Here is a 17273-nt window from a genome sequence, read left to right as displayed (position 1 = left end):
ATCAGTTTTTTCTTCATCAGAACCATCATCGTCGTCATCATCTTCTTCGCCTGCAGGGTTAACTGCGCGTGCAACTAAAATTGAAACACCATAAAGGATGATAAGAGGACCAGCCATCAAAAACTGAGTCAATAAATCAGGAGGTGTAAGGAGTGCTGCTACTAAAAATATAATAACAATTGCATATCTGAAAAATTCTATTAAACTTCTATCTGTCACAAAACCAAGTTTTGCAAAAAAGAAAGTAATAACAGGAAGTTCAAACGCTAAACCAAAACCAAAAAGTAATTTTGTAAAAAAGCTAACATATTCACCTATACTTGGCAATGCTTTAAATAGTTGAGAACCAAAGTTTACAAGAAAATCAAAACCTAAAGGTACGACTATATAATAACAAAATGTCGCTCCAGAGAGAAACATAATTGTTGCAAAAAGAACAAAAGGAATAACTAATCTTTTCTCGTTTTCATAAAGACCTGGAGCTATAAAAAGCCAAAATTGCCAAAATATAACAGGTAAAGAAATTATAAAGCCAGAAAAAAATGCAACTTTTAACGCAGTGAAAAAAGGCTCTTGTACTTTAGTAAAAATAACTTCTGAACCAGTAGGAAGTACACTTTCAAGAGGAGCTATCATAAATGCAAGGATTGGTTCCCAAAAAGAAAAACATGCAAAAAACATAACAAAAAGAACAGCAACAGAAATACCTAAACGCTTTCTTAACTCAACTAAATGAGGTTTTAACTCGTCAAACATTAATCTTCACCTTTTTCTTTTGTACTAGTACTATCAAATGTTTTTTTTACACCAAGAGGATCATTTTTCATATCGTTTACTTTATCCATACTGTTTTTTATATCATTAAAAGTATCTGTTACACCAGTTGTTGATTTTTTTATCTCTTCTAGTTCATCAAATGAAACAGTTTTTCTAACACTTGTAGCAGCATCATCTAATTTCTTTTTATATTCAACAGTCTCTTCTTTTAATTCTTGAAGTTTTATTTCTTGTTCAAATGAAGTTTTTGCATCATTTACACTGCTTTTGAATGATTTAAAAAATTTTGCTATTTGTACCATAGTTGATGGAAGTTTATCTGGTCCTAAAAATAGTATAGCTATTACAGCTATGATCATTATTTCTGCGAAACTCATTCCAAACATACATTATCCTTTACATAATAAGGTTTGAATTTTAGCTAAAATATGCTTAAGAAATTATGTAAAGAGCTATCTCATCAGAGAGCAAAAAGTTTGTATTGTAGAGTCTATTATGTTTACATATAAGTTTTTTTTCTTTTATTAAAATATCAGTTTTTATTTTTTGTTGGGGAGTTAGAGTATCAATACTAATACCAATTTTACTTCGTAAACCTAAAAAGATTTTTTCTGTATTTAATTCTTCTTTTGTTAGTTTTTCTACTTCTACATGTAAAGGATTTTTTATATATTCTTCAATGTCTTTATGTGGATAATATCTTTCATCTTTCAAAAAACCTACAGCTCCAGCACCAATACCTATATAATCATCACCACTCCAATAACCAAGATTATGAACACTTTGGTAATTACCAAAATTTGAAATTTCATATTGCTCAAATTTTTGTGCTATTTGGTTTATAAAATTTTGTGCTAGGGTACTACTATTATTTATAAGAGTTTCTTTGCCATAAAATGGTGTATTTTCTTCAAGTGTTAAAGCATATGAACTTATGTGATTAATAGGTAAGTTTAGAGCTTTTTTTATATCTTCTTCTACATCAAATGAGGTGGCATAGATTAAATCGCATGATATGTTTTGTATACCTATTTGATGTGCGTTGTTGATGGCTTCTATAGCTTGTTTAGCAGAATGATTTCTTCCTAAAATTTGTAATTTTTTTTCATCAAAACTTTGCACTCCAAAACTGACACGATTAACGCCTAATTGTTTCATCCCTGCAAGCCATTCTAATGAAGCTGAATTAGGATTGGCTTCGGTTGTTATTTCTGCATCTTTTTTTAAATAAGGACGTAATATATCAAAAAATTCTTCATACATGTATGGACTTATGGTTGAAGGTGTTCCTCCTCCAATAAAAAGTGATTTTATAGAGTGAGCTTTTGGTGCAAATTTTTTTATTTCTTTTTTGAGTTGTACAGTGATTGCTTTCATATAATTTTCTCTTAATGAAAATTTATCAACATATGAATTAAATGCGCAATAGTGGCATTTTGAATCACAAAATGGTATATGTAAGTATATTAACAAGATATTCCTTATGATTATTTAATGACTTTTTGGATACCATTCTATCAAAAAAGGAGAGAGGTTGCATAATAATAAACGTTATCGTCCAAATGTTGCAGCAGTTATAGTCTCTTCTAAATATCCATTTGAGTGTGAATTGTTTGTTGCGTTACGCAATGATATAGAAGATGCTTGGCAATTTCCGCAAGGTGGGATTGATAAGGGAGAAACTCCTAAAGAAGCACTTCTAAGAGAGCTTGAAGAAGAAATAGGAACCGATGAAGTCGAAATTTTAGCTGAGTATCCTGAGTGGTTGAGTTATGATTTTCCTGGGACTGTTGCAAAAAAGATGTACCCATTTGATGGGCAGACGCAAAAGTATTTTTTAGTAAGATTAAAAGATGATGCGAAGATAAACTTAGATACAAAAGAACCAGAATTTAGTGAATATAAATTTGTTAAATTTAAAGAGGCTTTTAAATTTATTACATATTTTAAAAGACCGGTTTATAAAAAAGTTTTAGAATATTTTAGAAAAGAGGGATACATTTAAAATGTTGGTTGTACAAAAGTACGGTGGTACAAGTGTTGGTACACTTGAGAGAATAGAAGCCGTTGCAAAAAGAGTTGCCAAAACAAGAAAAGAAGGCAATGATGTAGTTGTTGTAGTTTCTGCTATGAGTGGGGAAACAAATAAACTAATAAGCTATGCGGAGCATTTTAGTAAATCTCCTCAGCAAAGAGAGATGGATATGTTATTGAGTTCTGGTGAAAGAGTAACGAGTGCTCTTTTAGCTATTGCTCTTTCTGAATTAGGATACCCTGCCATTGGTATGACAGGACGACAAGCTGGTATAAGAACTGATAAGTCTCATACGAAAGCAAGAATTGAAAATATTGATAGAAAATGTATCGAAAAAAAACTTGCCGAAGGAAAGATTGTTGTAGTAGCTGGTTTTCAAGGCATAACGGAACTTGGCGAAGTTTCAACTCTTGGACGTGGTGGAAGTGATTTGAGTGCGGTAGCAATTGCAGGAGCTTTAGAAGCAGATTTATGTGAAATATATACAGATGTTGATGGTGTATATACAACAGATCCTAGGATTGAGCCAAAAGCTCAAAAATTGGAAAAAATTTCTTATGATGAAATGTTAGAGTTAGCAAGTCTTGGAGCAAAAGTACTACAAACTCGTTCAGTTGAAATGGCAAAAAAATTAAATGTAAATCTTGTAACAAGAAGTAGTTTTAATGACAATGAAGGTACATTGATAACAAAGGAAGAGAATATTATGGAACAACCAGTAGTAAGTGGTGTAGCATTGGATAGAAATCAAGCGAGAGTAACACTAAGAGGTGTAACAGATAAACCAGGTATTGCAGCTGAAATTTTTAGAAAACTAGCAAGTGAAAATATTAATGTTGATATGATAATTCAAAATGTTGGGCATGATGGAACAACAAACTTAGGATTTACAGTTCCTCAAAATGAATTAGAAATGACTAAAGATGCTATGTTAAATTTAAATGCTTCACAAAGTGTTGAATATGATAGTGATATTGTAAAAGTATCTATTGTTGGTGTTGGAATGAAGAGCCATAGTGGTGTAGCTTGTAAAGCATTTGATACACTCTCAGCAGAAGGAATCAATTTAGAGATGATTAGTACAAGTGAAATTAAGATTTCAATGGTTATTGCTGCAAAATATGGCGAGTTAGCTGTACGTGCACTTCATGCTGCTTATGAGCTGGATAAATAATATATGCAAAGATTCTTAAAGTGGACATTAAAAACCATAAGAAAAGATGGTTCTATGATGAGTTGGATGGAAGAGAAGAGGTTTGAGTGGGTACCTCTTGCTTCCTCTATGCTACAAAAACTTTTAGCAGGGCAATCTATTATTGTAATTACCGATGATGATAGAGATTGGTTTGGTGAATATATTTTAAAAACTGTCAATTTAGGAAATAAAAATCGTCCACTTTTACCTTTTGTCTCAATAAAGACATTTTTTCCAAATATCCATCAGCTTAAAAATAAAGAGGATATTGAACTATTAGAAGATATGCTTTCACAATCTTTTTTAAATGGGTATACATTTTTTTATATTGGGAAAAGTAATGATATTAAAATGCAATTAGCAAAAAGAAATGATGAAAGTTTTTCATGGGTTTTGGATGAGCATTTACAAAATAGTTTTTATCTTTCAAGTGGTGATGATTTGTTGGATATAAAACTCATTCAACTTTTTAGACTTTTAGATAAGAGTATTGATGCAGTGCTTTTTGCTGAGGTAAGCTTAGAAGATGAATGATATACCAAGTCATATCTTAGTATGTCCTGATATAGAAAAAGCTTATGAATATGTACAAGAACAATATAGTGAATTTAGAATTTGTCCTTTTATTAAAGAGAAAGATGATTTTCTTTTAGAAGATGCAAAAGCGGTTGTGAAAGAAGCTTATATAGCAGAAATAAAGCCAAAGATATTGGTTTTAGGTGCAAAAGGTTATAGAGTTGAAACTCAAAATTCACTTCTTAAGATTTTAGAAGAGCCTCCTAGAAATATAATTTTTATTGTAATTGTTCCAATAAAAACAGTTCTTTTACCAACTATTCGCTCTAGACTTAGTCTTAAAGAGTTAAAAATAGAAAAAACAGTTCTTCATAGCGGTTTAAATTTAAAAAACCTTTGTGAAAAAGATATATTCGAATTTGTTCAAGCAAATTCTCGTATAGATAAAAACCAATTAAAAGATACTCTTCAAAACATAGTGAGTGAGGCTGTTTTAGAACATAGTATATCTTTTACACACGAAGAATTAAGCCATTTTCAAACTTTATTAGAATTAGCACAACTTAATTCTCGCCCTCAAAATCTTCTTTTTACTCTTTTAATTTCTATTATGAAAAGAAAGAGAGACTAATGGAGTTTTATAAGTTAGATAGTTCTACATGTAAAGAAGAACTATTTAAAAAAGTAGGCTCCACAAATATGGGCAATGCTATTTTAAAAGATAAAGCAAATTTAAATTTAATATATATAAAAGATATAAAAACACCAGCAGCAAATATACTTAAACAAGATGCCTTGTCTATTGGGGCAGATTTAGCTGTAAGCCGTGATACTATTACATGTAAAGATGAATTTACTGATGCTATTCTTATTGCAAATGATGCACAAATGAAAATACTCAGTAAAAAAGAGTTAGCCCAACCTTTTGGTTTAAAAAAGTTAGCAAATCAATTAACTGATTTTTTGATAAAGAGTAATCGTGATGTCAAAGTTATGGGTATATTAAATACCAATGAAGATAGTTTTTATCAAGGAAGTAGATTTGATGGAGATCAGGCGCTTTTACATGTAAAAGAAATGATAGAAGATGGAGCGAAGATTATAGACCTTGGTGGCGTATCTTCAAGGCCAGGAAGCATTGGTGTTAGTGATGAAGAAGAGTTAAGTCGTGTAAAACCTGTTATCGATGCTATATATGAAGAAAAACTTTATCAAAAAGCAGAATTTTCATTAGATAGTTATTCTCCTTTATGTGTGGAGTATGCTTTACAAAAAGGCTTTAGTATAATAAATGATATAACAGCTTTAGAAAATGATGATGTGGCAAGATTAGTAGCAAAATATGATGCTACAGTGGTTTTAATGCATAAGATTGGAGATACTCATGAAATGCAAAAAAATCCACAATATAACAATGTTATACTTGAAGTAGATGCATTTTTTGAAGAAAGAATACAAAAAGCTCAAAGTTTTGGAATAAAAAAGATAATATTAGATGTTGGTATTGGTTTTGGAAAAACTTTAGAGCATAATCTACTTTTAATCAAACACCACGCACATTTTTTACATTTTGGTTATGAACTTCTTATAGGAGCTAGCAGAAAGTCTATGATAGATAAGATTTGTAAAAGTGAAGTTAATGAGAGATTACCAGGCACATTAGCAATACATTTAAAAACAATAGAAGAGGGTGCAAGTATTGTAAGAGTCCATGATGTAAAAGAACATGTTCAAGCAATAGAAGTGCAAAAATCAATACAAGAGGCATTAATTTAGATGCAATACATAACAGAATTAGCCCAAAAGTATAATTTCCCAGAATGGGTAATTATAGTAACTCCAATATCGCTTTTTTTTATGATAATTTTTATAATTGTTTTAGTAGTTAAAATATTAGAACCAAAATACAAATTATATAAAAAAGATATTTTTCATAATATGGTTTGGCAGTGGAAATATAAGGGCGAAAATATTGTTGAATTATGGTGTTATTGTCCTGTTTGTAAATCAATGTTACATGTAGATGATGAAAACTGTAGAACAACACAAAACTTAGGTGATAAAATAACATTTTTTGTTTGTGATAAATGCGATGAAAGAGAAGTTGGTCGTATTGTTGGGGGTGATAGAAAATATGCATTGAGTGTAATAAGACGTGCAATACTTGCAAATATAAGACTAAATACTTATGATATTTATAAGGAAGTTTAGTGGAATTTGAAACTTATTATTACTTTATATTTTTAGGGGCTGGTTTTTTATCTGGTTTTGTAGATAGTATTGCTGGTGGTGGTGGAATTATCTCTGTTCCTGTTCTTTTAGCTTCTGGTATGCCACCTCATATTGCACTTGCTACAAATAAACTTCAAAGTTCATTTGGAAGTTTTACAGCATCTGCTAATTATATAAAAAAAGGATTAGTGAGTATAAAAGATGTTTATATGGGAATTATATTTACTTTTATAGGTGCATGTTTAGGAACATATAGCATATTACTTTTAAATGCAGATTTATTGAGTAAAATTATACCAATCATGTTAGTTTTGATTTTTTTATACACTTTTTTTACTCCAAAAATTGGTAAAGAAGATAGACACCATATTTTAAAACCAAATCTTTTTTATTTTATATTTGGTATTAGCCTTGGTTTTTATGATGGTTTTTTTGGGCCAGGAACAGGTTCATTTTGGACTATTGCTATTGTAATGCTTTTAGGACTTAATTTAAAAAGTGCAACGGCCCAAACAAAAATTATGAATTTTACTAGTAATGTAGTCTCTTTAGGAGTTTTTATTATAGGTGGACAAGTATTGTGGACAGTAGGTATTCTTATGGGAATAGGTCAAATACTTGGGGCTTATACTGGTTCAACCTTAGTCGTTAAAAAAGATGTGACATTTATAAGAGTATTTTTTCTAAGTATCGTAGGGATTACTATACTGAAACTTTTATATGATAGTTATTTAGCAAATTAATATTACTTAAAATAAAATTGTGGGGTGGACATATGTGGAAAAAAATCAGTTTGATTGTTTTACTTTTAGGATTTTTTAGTTCTTTATATGCTTTAGATATAAGTGAAGAGTCAAAAAAAGCAATAAGTGAAAATAAGTTAGTACTTCTAAGTGTTGAAAGTAGGAATTGTGGTTATTGTGTTAAGATGAATAAAGAAATTTTTAGCTCTAATATTTATGCAGCACAAATTGCTAAAAATTATGTACAAAAAATAATTTATGTAGAAGAGACAAGTTTGCCTCGTACTTTACAAATAAAATATTTTCCTACTAATGTCATAGTAGATCCTAAAAAAATGGAAATAGTTGATGAATTTACTGGTTATATGCCAGCTACAGATTTTATTGGCTTGTTGGATTTAGTATACAAACAAGAATTTCAAATTCAATAGCATTAAATATAGTAAGTAATGATGCAAATTAAGTTTTAAACATTATTTTGATATCCTAAGATATGATAAAAGATAACTATAAAAAACAAATTGAAATTTTAAAAAAATGGGCTTATGCTTATTATGTAAATGATAATCCTATTGCAACAGATGAAGAGTATGATACTCTTTATCGTGCAATTGAAGCTTATGAAAAACAAAATCCTTTACATGTAGATAAAAACTCACCCACTTTAAGAGTAGGTGGTGTGATAAGAGATTCATTTTCTAAAGCGACGCATATTGCTCAAATGTGGAGTATGGAAGATATTTTTGATATTCATGGGTTGCAAACTTGGTTTGATAGAATCCATAAAAATGTAGATGGAGCAAAGTTTTTTTGTGAGCCAAAATTTGATGGGGCAAGTTTAAATCTTATTTATGAAGATGGTAAATTAATCCAAGCGATTACTAGAGGGGATGGGAAAATAGGTGAGGATGTCACAACAAATGTGAAAACAATTCACTCAGTTCCTATCGAAATAGATTACAAAGAAAAAATAGAAATTCGTGGTGAAGTTGTTATAAAAACAGCAGATTTTGAAATCATCAATAATCAACGATTAGAAGCAGGTGAAACACTTTTTGCTAATCCTAGAAATGCAGCAGCAGGAAGTTTAAGACAACTTGATTCTAGCATAACAGCAAAAAGAAGATTAGTTTTTCAACCTTGGGGAGTAGGATTCAATTTACTTGAACAACCACTTTTAAGCCAAAAGATGGATTTTGTCTATTCTTTAGGATTTTTGAAACCACCAATGAGAGAAAATTGTTCGACAATTGAAAATATAGAAGCATTTTATACAAAGGTTTTAACGTCCCGTAGTAATATTCCTATGATGATGGATGGTATGGTTATAAAAGTTGATAACATTGAGTTACAAGAAGATTTAGGCTATACAGTGAAGTATCCTAAATGGATGTGTGCTTATAAGTTTCCTGCTGTTGAAAAGATTACACGTATTAATGCTGTGACTTTTCAAGTAGGAAGAACAGGCGTTATAACGCCTGTTGCTGAAGTTGAACCTGTAGATATTGATGGTGTTACGGTTGAGAGAGCAACACTTCATAATTTTGATGAGATACAAAGAAAAGATATAAAAATTAATGATTATGTCATTATCATAAGAAGTGGTGATGTTATACCTAAGATTATTAAAGTCATTGAAGAGAGACGTGATGGTAGTGAAAAAGAGATAATAAGAGTGAGAGAGTGTCCTACATGTAAGAGTGAATTACTTGATGAAGGAGCACTTATCAAGTGTCAAAATCTTGCTTGTGATGACAGAGTGGTTAATTCTATTATACATTATGCTTCAAAAAAAGCTTTGTATATAGATGGATTGGGTGATAAAATAGTAGAACAGTTGCATCGAGAAAAGCTCATTCATAGCGTAAAAGATTTGTATGATTTAGATTTGGATACACTTTTAGGTTTAGATGGATTTAAAGAGAAAAAAGCACAGAAACTTTTAGCTTCTATTGAATCGAGCAAAGGTGTAAATTTAGATAGATTTATATACGCACTTGGTATTGAGCATATAGGTGAAGTTGCAGCAAAAGCTATTGCTCTAAATTTTGGTTTTGAGTGGATTAATGTGCAAGCAGAAGATCTTGTCAAGATTGATGGTTTTGGAAGTGAAATGAGTGCGAGTCTTGAAGAGTTTTTACATGTAAACAAAGAGAAGATAATAGCTTTAACTCAAACAGTCAAACCTGTAGAATTAGAACAACTAGAAGTCATAGAATCAATTTTTAATGGAAAAACAGTAGTAGTTACAGGAACTATGAGCCAAAGTAGAACAGAGATTAAAGCACTTTTAGAAAGATATGGTGCCAAAGTAGTAGGAAGCGTATCTAAAAAGACCGACTTTGTTATTTTTGGAGAAGATGCAGGAAGTAAATATGATAAAGCACAAAGTTTGGGTGTTAGAACATTGAGTGAAGAAGAAATGAAAGAGATTATATGAGATTAGATGTATATCTGTTTGAAAAAGGTTTATGTAATAGTAGAAATAAAGCTGCTGAGATGATAAAAAACCGTGAAGTTTTAGTAGATGGTAATGTTATAACAAAAACATCTTTTAAAGTAGAAGAGAGTAATAAAGTAGAAGTAGAAGAAAAAACACAATATGTTGGACGTGCAGGATTTAAATTAAAAGGTTTTTTACAAGAATATAAAGCTTTACATGTAAAAGATTTAAATTGTTTAGATATTGGAAGTAGTACTGGTGGATTTGTTCAGGTACTACTTGAAAGTGGTGCTAAAAGTGTGAGTGCTGTGGATGTTGGAAGTGAGCAATTACATGTTAGCTTAAGAGATAACCCAAGAGTAAAACTGTATGAACAAACAGACATAAGAGATTTTGTGAGTGATGAAAAATTTGATTTGGTTACTTGTGACGTATCATTTATAGGAATTGAACAGATTTTGAGTGATATTGATAGGTTATCAAATGATAAGATTTTAGTACTTTTTAAACCACAGTTTGAAGTTGGATTAGGTATAAAAAGAACTTCAAAGGGAGTCGTTAAGGATGCTTTAGCTATAAAACGTGTTCAAGAAAATTTTGTAGCAACATGTTTTACTCTCGGATGGGAATTAATAGAAAAACAAGAGTCAATTTTGAAAGGAAAAGAGGGAAATGCAGAGACCTTCTACTATTTTAATAAAAGATAAAATAGACACTATAGCTATTGGTAGTTTTGATGGTATCCATTTGGGACACATGCAACTTATTAATAGACTTGGGGAAAATGGAGCTTTATTAGTAATAGATAAAGATCATTCAAATCTAACCCCTGGATTAAAAAGAACAGAATATTCAAAAGTCCCTTGTATGTTTTATCATTTTTTGAAAGTTAAAAATTTAAGTGGTGAAGAGTTTATACAGATAATAAAAAAAGAGTTTTCAAATCTAAAAAAGATAATAGTTGGTTATGATTTTCAATTTGGGAGAAAACGATCTTGTACAGCAAATGATTTATTAACTCTATATGATGGTGAAATAGAAATAGTCGAAGAGTTTTTCTATAAAGGAGTTTCTGTTCATTCTTCTATAATCAGAGAATTATTAACAACAAAAAAAGTTGATGAAGCAAATGTTTTTTTTGGAAGAGAATACTCTGTTTGTGGAAAAGTAGTAAAAGGTCAAGGACTTGGAAAAAAAGAACTTTTTCCTACAATAAATATAAAAATACAAGATTATCTTCTACCAAGTGATGGGGTATACGCTTCAAGAACAAAAGTAGGAGAAAAAATATATGATTCTGTCTCTTTTATAGGAAATAGAGTAAGTACAGATGGAAACTTTTCTATAGAAACACATATTTTAGATAAAAATATTGTAGTTGAAGATGAAATAGAGATATATTTTGTAAAGTATTTAAGAGAAAATAAAAAATTTGATGATTTATCAATTTTAAAAAAACAGATTGAAATAGATATAAATAGTGCAAGAAGTGTTTTAAATGGATAAAGTTTTTTCAAAACCAATAAAAAAGCAATTTGAGTTTGACGAAAGTGTAGCAACTGTTTTTGACGATATGCTTGAGCGTTCTATTCCTTTTTATAAAGATGTTATCGCTTTAGTTTGTGATTTAGTGGAACTTCACTGTAAAGATGATGCTAAAGTTATAGATTTGGGGTGCTCTACTGCAAATACTCTTTTAAATCTTTATAAAAAATCACATGATTATAATCTTATAGGAATAGATAATTCTGAAGCAATGCTAGAAAATGCTAGTAAAAAAATAAACGCTTATGGAGCAAATATTGAACTTATTAATGGAGATATTACAAAAGTAGATTTAAATGGCTCTGATGTTATCATAGCTAATTATATGCTTCAATTTATACGTCCTTTAGTAAGAGATACTTTTGTAAAAAAGATATATGACTCTTTAGAAGTTGATGGTGTTTTTATCTTTAGTGAAAAAATAATTTTTGAAGATAAAACTTTAAATAAACAGATGATAGATATGTATTATGAATTTAAGAAAAAGCAAGGATATAGTGAATTTGAAATTTCTCAAAAAAGAGAAGCTTTAGAAAACGTGCTTGTTCCTTATACAGAAGAAGAAAATAAAAAAATGATTTTAAATGCTGGTTTTAAATCTGTAGAGTCACTTTTTAAATATGGAAATTTTGTGACATTTTTAGCTAAAAAGTAGAAGGGGGAAATCCCTACTACTTAAAAAGATGTTTATGAGAATTTTTTAAAGACTCTATTACCTGAATAACTTCTTCATATCCCATTTCTGCTACTGCTTCATCATCTTCAAAAACTTCATCTAAGCCTTTAAGATATGCATCAACAGCATCAGGAATTTTATCATCTTTAACTCCTGCAAAGTGTAAAGCAGCTCCTAACATATCAGCTAGTTGCATTGCAATCTCTTCTATCTCAAATTCTGCTTCTTCTAATTCATCTTTTAAATTTTTATTTGCCATTGTTTACCCCTTTAGTTGCAATTATATCCATAACCTGTTTTCTTACATTATCATATACAAAACTATCTTTAAAGCTATTTAACAAACCACCACTTGCATTTGGATGACCACCACCATTTCCTAAACGTGCTGCCATTTTACTTACATCTATCTTACCATCAGCTCTTAGGCTAATAGTTTTTCGAGAAGTAATATCCATGAAAAAATCAAAGTCAGGATTTTTCTTTAAAAAATCATTTCCAATAATAGAAACATTTCCTATGTTATATGTTAATATCCCTTTATATTCACCATAGTTGATTTGCATTTTTTCTTTATTTTTTGTTAGCATATTAACATTATATGTTGATACTAGGTTACTTAATGTATCATTTTTATCTAGTTGAAAAAAAGATTTTTTTATACTATGGATAGCTTCATCTAAAATTATATGAGGATTTTCTTTATTAAAAAATGGTTGAATTTTTTCTAAAATTGCAAACATATACTGAGAATTTTCTTTTGGAAACATAACTCTATTTATTTCTCTAGCCGCACTAATAACTCCTAGGCAAACTTTTCCTAGTTCAAATTCCTTATCATCATCTAGCCATATATCAACAGCATTTATAACATCGGTTAGTTTTGAAAGGTCTTTATTTTCATTGAGAATTGAGCTAAAAAAGTCGTACGTTATTTTAGTTGCACTTCTTGTAGCATCTAAAAAATACCAGTCATATTCATTTGCACAATCTTGTCCACTTTTGTGGTGGTCTAAAAGTAAAAGTTTGACATCTTTTTGATTTATTTTTATTTTGCCTTCTAAATCTTTTGCTTGTTCTAAAGTAAGATTTAAATCCGTTATTAATACAAGATTGTTCTCAATATCACTATTTGCTATTGCTTGAGTTATTTGGTTCATTCTTTCATTAATTTCTTTTCCATAATTAGAGTTAAAAAACTCAATATTTTTAAAAAAGTAATTTGTTACCATTTGGCAACCGTAACCATCCAAGTCTGTATGGGATAGATGGTATATTTTGTAGTTCATTTTTTTCCTTATAAATTTTCTATTTCTATACTACTCATGACTTCAAAATTAGCACTTGAGTCAACTTCTGCATGTGAAAGTACTACTATATCAAGTCCAAATTTTTCAAAAATATCAGTAAGAGATTTCCTTAGCATTGGATCAACTATAATAACAACAGGTGCAATTCCTCTTTGAAGTAGTTTTGTTGCTTCATCACTTACACTTTGAACTAAAGTATTTATTTGCCCAATATTCAGGAGTAATTCTCTAATTCCATCACGCTCATGTAATGAATCTAATAGTTTTTGCTCAGTAGCAGCATTAAAAGTAAGAAGTTTCAATATCCCATCTTCATCTTTATACTGTCTTGTTATCATACGGGATAGTTTAGAACGTACTTGTTCTACAATTATATCTATATTTTTTGTTATCTCTGCTACATCACTTATGGTCTCAAGAATGGTTAATAAGTCTTTTACTGGTATTTTTTCATGTAGAAGGGCTTTTAGTACTTTTTGAATAAGACCAATTGTAGCAACTTTTAGACAATCTTCTACAATTACAGGATAAGTCTCTTTGAGTTTGTCAACAAGACTTTGAACTTCTTGACGAGTGAGTAATTCTTCCGAATGTTTCTTAATAAGTTCGCTCATATGTGTAGATATAACAGTAGCTGGATCAACAGCAGTATATCCCTTTATAATAGCATCCTCTTTTATTTTTGGATCAATCCAAAGAGCATCTAAACCAAAGGCAGGCTCTTTAGTAGGCATACCTTCGACTTCTTCAGAAACTAGTCCACTATCCATTGCTAAATATTTATCAGGATATATCTCACCTTCACCTATAGAAATACCTTTTAAAAGTAGTTGGTATTGGTTAGGATTGAGATGTAGGTTATCTCTTATTCTTACTTGTGGGATAAGGTAACCAAAGTCACCAGCTATTTTACGACGCATACTTTTAATACGTTCTAGTAAATCACCACCTTGAGCAGGGTCTGCTAATTTAATGAGTTGGTAACCTAAATCTAACTCTAGAATTTCTAGTTTTAATATATCATTAAGTGCAGTTTCTTCTTCTTTTTTCTCTTCTTCTGGACTTTTTCTTGGTGCTGATTGTGGAGTTTGCCCTTCTGCTGCTTGGTTTAATCTTGTTCCTGCTTTTGGCTCTTTTGTTTCTATATGTTTTAAAAAGAATTTATCTAAAGAAAATGTTCCATCGTGGGTAACTTTAACAAGATAACCCAGCCCTAAAAAGATAAGACCAACAAAACCCAAAGAGAGTGTTGGTAAGCCTGGTACTAAAGCAAACATCATAAGAATAAAACCAACAATAAGAAGTGTTTTATACTCACTAAATAGCTGTTCAATTGCACCTTCAGAAAAGTTTTGACCATCATTACCTTTACTTGCACGTGTAATAATAATACCAGTTGCAGTTGAACTAATAAGTGCAGGAAGTTGAGAAACTAAACCATCTCCAATAGTAAGTATTGTATAAGTTTGTGCACTAACAGCAGCATCTAAGTCATATTGAAATGCACCAATTAAAAAACCACCAATAATGTTAATAATAGTAATAATTATACCAGCAACGGCATCACCTTTAACAAACTTACTAGAACCATCCATTGCTCCATAAAAGTTAGCTTCTTGAATAATAGCTTCACGACGTTCACGTGCTGATTTTTCATCGATAAGTCCAGCATTTAAATCTGCATCGATTGCCATTTGTTTACCTGGCATTGCATCAAGTGTAAAACGAGCAGCAACCTCTGCAACTCTAGTAGAACCTTTTGTAATGACCATAAAGTTAATTAAAACCAAAATAGAAAAGACAATAACACCTATAACATAGTTACCACCAACAACAAATTGACCAAAACTAGAGATGATATCACTTACTGCATCAGTTCCTAAATGACCTTTACTTAAAATCATTCTTGTTGTTGCAATATTTAATGAAAGTCTATAAAGAGTTATAATCAAAATTAAAGTTGGAAAAGTGGTTAAATCAGTCGGTTTAGGTATATAAAGTGATATAAGAATAATAAGAACTGAAGTAGCCAAAGAAATTGTAAGAAAAAAATCTAAAACACCACTAGGCAATGGAACAATAATAATAGCCATAATAGCTACTATAAAAGCAACTATCGTTAAGTCTTTTGCTTTAACAATTGTTTCTAAAAAAGGAGCAATACGAACTAGCATACTTTTTTTATTGGTTGCCATGGTAGCCTTTTAAACATTTTGATAGTAATAAACTTGTATAAAAGTCTATTACATTAAGTAATTATATCTTTAAGTGACATATTATCTAAAAAATCATCAATTTTAGATTGAAGTTTGTTTAAAAATGGCAAAATTTTGCAAAAATCTGCTCTATTATTAGGGCAACGTCCAAACTCAGTTGTGCATTCTAATACCATAGTAGGTTTTTTTTCTGCACATGCCACAATTTGTTTGAGACTAAATTCACTAGGATCGCAGGCTAATTGAAAACCACCATGAGCACCTTTAAAAGATTTTAGGATACCTTCTTTTGCTAGTGATTGAAGTATTTTTGCTAAAAAACTTTTTGATATGCCAAGTTGTGTCGATAAAGTATCAACATCTTGTGGGGTGTCTTTTTGTGAAATCATTATTAATGATAAAAGAGCATATTCACTTGCCTTAGTCAATAGCATACATATAATCCTTGCTGTTTTAAATCGGATAATTATTGTACTAAATATTTACTTGTTTTAACTTTATGTAGAAAATATAGACTTTTGAGTTTAGTTATCTCGTTTAAAGATAGATTTTGTTTGTTTAGATATAATTCATCTCCCCTTTTTTTAGGGAGATTATACCAATTTGGAGGTCATTATGGCTTTGGATTCGGCGAAAAAATTAGAAATCGCAAAAGAATATGGTGCTAGTGAAACTGATACAGGTTCACCAGCAGTGCAAATTGCTCTACTTACATTTAGAATTGTTGAGTTAACTGAGCATTTAAAAATTAACAAGAAAGATCACTCTTCTAGACTAGGTCTATTAAAACTTGTTAGTCAAAGAAAAAGATTGATGAAATATCTTAAAAGAAAAGATTATACTAAGTATAATGAAATAGCTACAAAGCTTTCTATAAGAGTTAAATAATCTTAGGGACTCATTTGAGTCCCATCTCCAGTTTCCATCCCACTAAAATTTCTTCATTTAATAATTTATTTTTCGACCCAGCAATAAATATACGAAAAACCGTATAAATATATATAATTTTTACTATAAAATATCAAAAAACGTATAAAAAACAAAAAAAAATGTTTTAAATAGCTATAAAAGTAATTATTTTTGGTATAATTTATCATGTTTTATTTATATTTAGGTGTAATTAAAACAATTTTGGTTAAAATCATTTGCATGAAGACAAAAGATATATTTAATCTGCTTCACAATGCAGTTGAATCAAAATTCCTTGGTAAAAAAATTAGTCAGCGAGAAATGGCAAATAGATTAGATGTATCTATGCGAACATATCAAGATTGGAAGCTTGGTAATTCACAGCCACAATCAGCCGTTGCTATTTTTAAAATGTTAACAGAACTGGATGATGAAGATGTCTTACATGTTGTAAGAAGAATTCGTCGTGGTTTTTTGGAGGAAACTAAATGAGCACATTGACAAAAACAGAAAGACAAGCATTGGATGAGTTATTTATAACGATGAATGAAAAAAGAGACTTTCTTACAAAATTACGTAATTCTAGAAAAGAAATGATACGTATTTTTAAAACAATCCTAAAAAACCAAAAGTTAAATCAAAAACATTATTAAATTTCTACATACAAATTACACTT

Annotated in this window: 21 protein-coding genes and 1 pseudogene; 15 read left to right on the top strand and 7 right to left on the bottom strand. The window is 30.0% G+C overall.

The features are described 5' to 3' along the window. Positions 1 to 6 precede the first annotated feature (6 nt). From tatC to hemW, 3 genes and pseudogenes are all read right to left on the bottom strand, one after another. A pseudogene (gene tatC / locus K354_RS0110035) lies at positions 7 to 756 on the bottom strand (twin-arginine translocase subunit TatC); the annotation flags it as partial. Continuing rightward, positions 756 to 1163: a Sec-independent protein translocase protein TatB gene (tatB, locus tag K354_RS0110030; RefSeq protein ID WP_024955364.1), complete on the bottom strand. Its 408-nt coding sequence runs from the start codon at positions 1161 to 1163 to the stop codon at positions 756 to 758. The gene tatB and the pseudogene tatC, both read right to left, overlap by 1 nt. 46 nt (positions 1164 to 1209) lie before the next feature. Further along, a complete protein-coding gene (gene hemW / locus K354_RS0110025; protein WP_024955363.1) occupies positions 1210 to 2250 on the bottom strand; it encodes a radical SAM family heme chaperone HemW in 1041 nt (346 codons plus the stop codon). Positions 2251 to 2311: 61 nt separating this feature from the next. On the opposite strand from hemW, the gene K354_RS0110020 reads away from it, so the two are divergent. From K354_RS0110020 to cmoA, 12 genes are all read left to right on the top strand, one after another. Further along, positions 2312 to 2782 carry an RNA pyrophosphohydrolase gene (locus tag K354_RS0110020; protein ID WP_024955362.1) on the top strand — a complete coding sequence of 157 codons (471 nt, stop codon included), beginning with the start codon at positions 2312 to 2314 and terminating at the stop codon, positions 2780 to 2782. A 1-nt stretch (position 2783) separates the two neighbouring features. Next, positions 2784 to 3986 carry an aspartate kinase gene (locus K354_RS0110015; protein ID WP_024955361.1) on the top strand — a complete coding sequence of 401 codons (1203 nt, stop codon included), beginning with the start codon at positions 2784 to 2786 and terminating at the stop codon, positions 3984 to 3986. A gap of 3 nt (positions 3987 to 3989) precedes the next feature. After that, positions 3990 to 4541, top strand: coding sequence for a HobA family DNA replication regulator (locus tag K354_RS0110010; RefSeq protein ID WP_024955360.1), 552 nt, complete (start codon positions 3990 to 3992; stop codon positions 4539 to 4541). Beyond that, positions 4534 to 5154, top strand: coding sequence for a DNA polymerase III subunit delta' (locus tag K354_RS0110005; protein WP_024955359.1), 621 nt, complete (start codon positions 4534 to 4536; stop codon positions 5152 to 5154). Before K354_RS0110010 ends, K354_RS0110005 begins: the two co-directional genes overlap by 8 nt. Then, the gene (gene folP / locus K354_RS0110000; protein WP_024955358.1) at positions 5154 to 6299 is read left to right on the top strand and encodes a dihydropteroate synthase; all 1146 of its coding nucleotides are present in this window, start codon (positions 5154 to 5156) and stop codon (positions 6297 to 6299) included. Before K354_RS0110005 ends, folP begins: the two co-directional genes overlap by 1 nt. Next, on the top strand, positions 6300 to 6734 hold the full coding sequence (locus K354_RS0109995; RefSeq protein WP_024955357.1) for a hypothetical protein: 435 nt from the start codon (positions 6300 to 6302) through the stop codon (positions 6732 to 6734). After that, positions 6734 to 7498, top strand: a complete 765-nt coding sequence (locus tag K354_RS0109990; RefSeq protein WP_024955356.1) for a TSUP family transporter — start codon at positions 6734 to 6736, stop codon at positions 7496 to 7498. Before K354_RS0109995 ends, K354_RS0109990 begins: the two co-directional genes overlap by 1 nt. Before the next feature lie 32 nt (positions 7499 to 7530). Then, positions 7531 to 7929 (top strand): thioredoxin family protein, encoded by a 399-nt coding sequence (locus K354_RS0109985; protein WP_024955355.1) that lies wholly within the window; start codon positions 7531 to 7533, stop codon positions 7927 to 7929. 62 nt (positions 7930 to 7991) lie between these two features. Then, entirely contained in the window at positions 7992 to 9938 is a 1947-nt protein-coding gene (gene ligA / locus K354_RS0109980; RefSeq protein ID WP_024955354.1) for an NAD-dependent DNA ligase LigA, read from the top strand. Next, a complete protein-coding gene (gene tlyA, locus K354_RS0109975) occupies positions 9935 to 10648 on the top strand; it encodes a 23S rRNA (cytidine-2'-O)-methyltransferase TlyA (RefSeq protein WP_024955353.1) in 714 nt (237 codons plus the stop codon). Before ligA ends, tlyA begins: the two co-directional genes overlap by 4 nt. Next, entirely contained in the window at positions 10614 to 11447 is an 834-nt protein-coding gene (locus K354_RS0109970) for a bifunctional riboflavin kinase/FAD synthetase (protein ID WP_024955352.1), read from the top strand. The genes tlyA and K354_RS0109970 overlap by 35 nt, the downstream gene beginning before the upstream one ends. Next, positions 11440 to 12141 (top strand): carboxy-S-adenosyl-L-methionine synthase CmoA, encoded by a 702-nt coding sequence (cmoA, locus tag K354_RS0109965; protein WP_024955351.1) that lies wholly within the window; start codon positions 11440 to 11442, stop codon positions 12139 to 12141. The genes K354_RS0109970 and cmoA overlap by 8 nt, the downstream gene beginning before the upstream one ends. 16 nt (positions 12142 to 12157) lie before the next feature. Here cmoA and K354_RS0109960 read toward each other — a convergent pair whose 3' ends face one another. From K354_RS0109960 to K354_RS0109945, 4 genes are read right to left on the bottom strand one after another with little or no spacing between them, the layout of a single operon-like run. Further along, entirely contained in the window at positions 12158 to 12421 is a 264-nt protein-coding gene (locus K354_RS0109960; RefSeq protein WP_024955350.1) for a hypothetical protein, read from the bottom strand. Beyond that, entirely contained in the window at positions 12411 to 13451 is a 1041-nt protein-coding gene (locus tag K354_RS0109955) for a DHH family phosphoesterase (protein WP_024955349.1), read from the bottom strand. The genes K354_RS0109960 and K354_RS0109955 overlap by 11 nt, the downstream gene beginning before the upstream one ends. An 8-nt stretch (positions 13452 to 13459) precedes the next feature. Then, the gene (gene flhA, locus K354_RS0109950) at positions 13460 to 15667 is read right to left on the bottom strand and encodes a flagellar biosynthesis protein FlhA (RefSeq protein WP_024955348.1); all 2208 of its coding nucleotides are present in this window, start codon (positions 15665 to 15667) and stop codon (positions 13460 to 13462) included. Between the two features lie 53 nt (positions 15668 to 15720). Continuing rightward, positions 15721 to 16122: an Rrf2 family transcriptional regulator gene (locus K354_RS0109945; RefSeq protein WP_024955347.1), complete on the bottom strand. Its 402-nt coding sequence runs from the start codon at positions 16120 to 16122 to the stop codon at positions 15721 to 15723. Positions 16123 to 16303: 181 nt separating this feature from the next. On the opposite strand from K354_RS0109945, the gene rpsO reads away from it, so the two are divergent. The 3 genes from rpsO to K354_RS15025 all read left to right on the top strand — a co-directional run bounded on the left by rpsO (position 16304) and on the right by K354_RS15025 (position 17250). Continuing rightward, entirely contained in the window at positions 16304 to 16576 is a 273-nt protein-coding gene (gene rpsO / locus K354_RS0109940) for a 30S ribosomal protein S15 (protein ID WP_024955346.1), read from the top strand. A 342-nt stretch (positions 16577 to 16918) separates the two neighbouring features. Continuing rightward, positions 16919 to 17089, top strand: coding sequence for a hypothetical protein (locus K354_RS0109935; RefSeq protein WP_425426680.1), 171 nt, complete (start codon positions 16919 to 16921; stop codon positions 17087 to 17089). Further along, positions 17086 to 17250 (top strand): hypothetical protein, encoded by a 165-nt coding sequence (locus K354_RS15025; protein ID WP_156928229.1) that lies wholly within the window; start codon positions 17086 to 17088, stop codon positions 17248 to 17250. The genes K354_RS0109935 and K354_RS15025 overlap by 4 nt, the downstream gene beginning before the upstream one ends. Positions 17251 to 17273: the final 23 nt, after the last annotated feature.

The sequence above is a fragment of the Sulfurospirillum arcachonense DSM 9755 genome, assembly GCF_000597725.1.
GTDB classification, from domain to species: domain Bacteria; phylum Campylobacterota; class Campylobacteria; order Campylobacterales; family Sulfurospirillaceae; genus Sulfurospirillum_A; species Sulfurospirillum_A arcachonense.
Note: the sequence above shows the minus strand (reverse complement) of the source record. Positions and strands in the feature narration are given on the sequence as shown.

Excerpts from the sequence above, each read along its gene's own strand:
- cmoA (WP_024955351.1), top strand. The coding sequence starts at position 11,440 with ATGGATAAAGTTTTTTCAAAACCAATAAAAAAGCAATTTGAGTTTGAC.
- K354_RS0109970 (WP_024955352.1), top strand. The coding sequence starts at position 10,614 with ATGCAGAGACCTTCTACTATTTTAATAAAAGATAAAATAGACACTATA.
- K354_RS0110015 (WP_024955361.1), top strand. The coding sequence starts at position 2,784 with ATGTTGGTTGTACAAAAGTACGGTGGTACAAGTGTTGGTACACTTGAG.
- K354_RS15025 (WP_156928229.1), top strand. The coding sequence starts at position 17,086 with ATGAGCACATTGACAAAAACAGAAAGACAAGCATTGGATGAGTTATTT.
- K354_RS0110010 (WP_024955360.1), top strand. The coding sequence starts at position 3,990 with ATGCAAAGATTCTTAAAGTGGACATTAAAAACCATAAGAAAAGATGGT.
- K354_RS0109955 (WP_024955349.1), bottom strand. The coding sequence starts at position 13,451 with ATGAACTACAAAATATACCATCTATCCCATACAGACTTGGATGGTTAC.
- K354_RS0109935 (WP_425426680.1), top strand. The coding sequence starts at position 16,919 with ATGGCAAATAGATTAGATGTATCTATGCGAACATATCAAGATTGGAAG.
- K354_RS0109985 (WP_024955355.1), top strand. The coding sequence starts at position 7,531 with ATGTGGAAAAAAATCAGTTTGATTGTTTTACTTTTAGGATTTTTTAGT.
- K354_RS0109945 (WP_024955347.1), bottom strand. The coding sequence starts at position 16,122 with ATGCTATTGACTAAGGCAAGTGAATATGCTCTTTTATCATTAATAATG.
- tlyA (WP_024955353.1), top strand. The coding sequence starts at position 9,935 with ATGAGATTAGATGTATATCTGTTTGAAAAAGGTTTATGTAATAGTAGA.
- K354_RS0109995 (WP_024955357.1), top strand. The coding sequence starts at position 6,300 with ATGCAATACATAACAGAATTAGCCCAAAAGTATAATTTCCCAGAATGG.
- rpsO (WP_024955346.1), top strand. The coding sequence starts at position 16,304 with ATGGCTTTGGATTCGGCGAAAAAATTAGAAATCGCAAAAGAATATGGT.
- flhA (WP_024955348.1), bottom strand. The coding sequence starts at position 15,667 with ATGGCAACCAATAAAAAAAGTATGCTAGTTCGTATTGCTCCTTTTTTA.
- tatB (WP_024955364.1), bottom strand. The coding sequence starts at position 1,163 with ATGTTTGGAATGAGTTTCGCAGAAATAATGATCATAGCTGTAATAGCT.
- K354_RS0110005 (WP_024955359.1), top strand. The coding sequence starts at position 4,534 with ATGAATGATATACCAAGTCATATCTTAGTATGTCCTGATATAGAAAAA.
- K354_RS0109960 (WP_024955350.1), bottom strand. The coding sequence starts at position 12,421 with ATGGCAAATAAAAATTTAAAAGATGAATTAGAAGAAGCAGAATTTGAG.
- ligA (WP_024955354.1), top strand. The coding sequence starts at position 7,992 with ATGATAAAAGATAACTATAAAAAACAAATTGAAATTTTAAAAAAATGG.
- folP (WP_024955358.1), top strand. The coding sequence starts at position 5,154 with ATGGAGTTTTATAAGTTAGATAGTTCTACATGTAAAGAAGAACTATTT.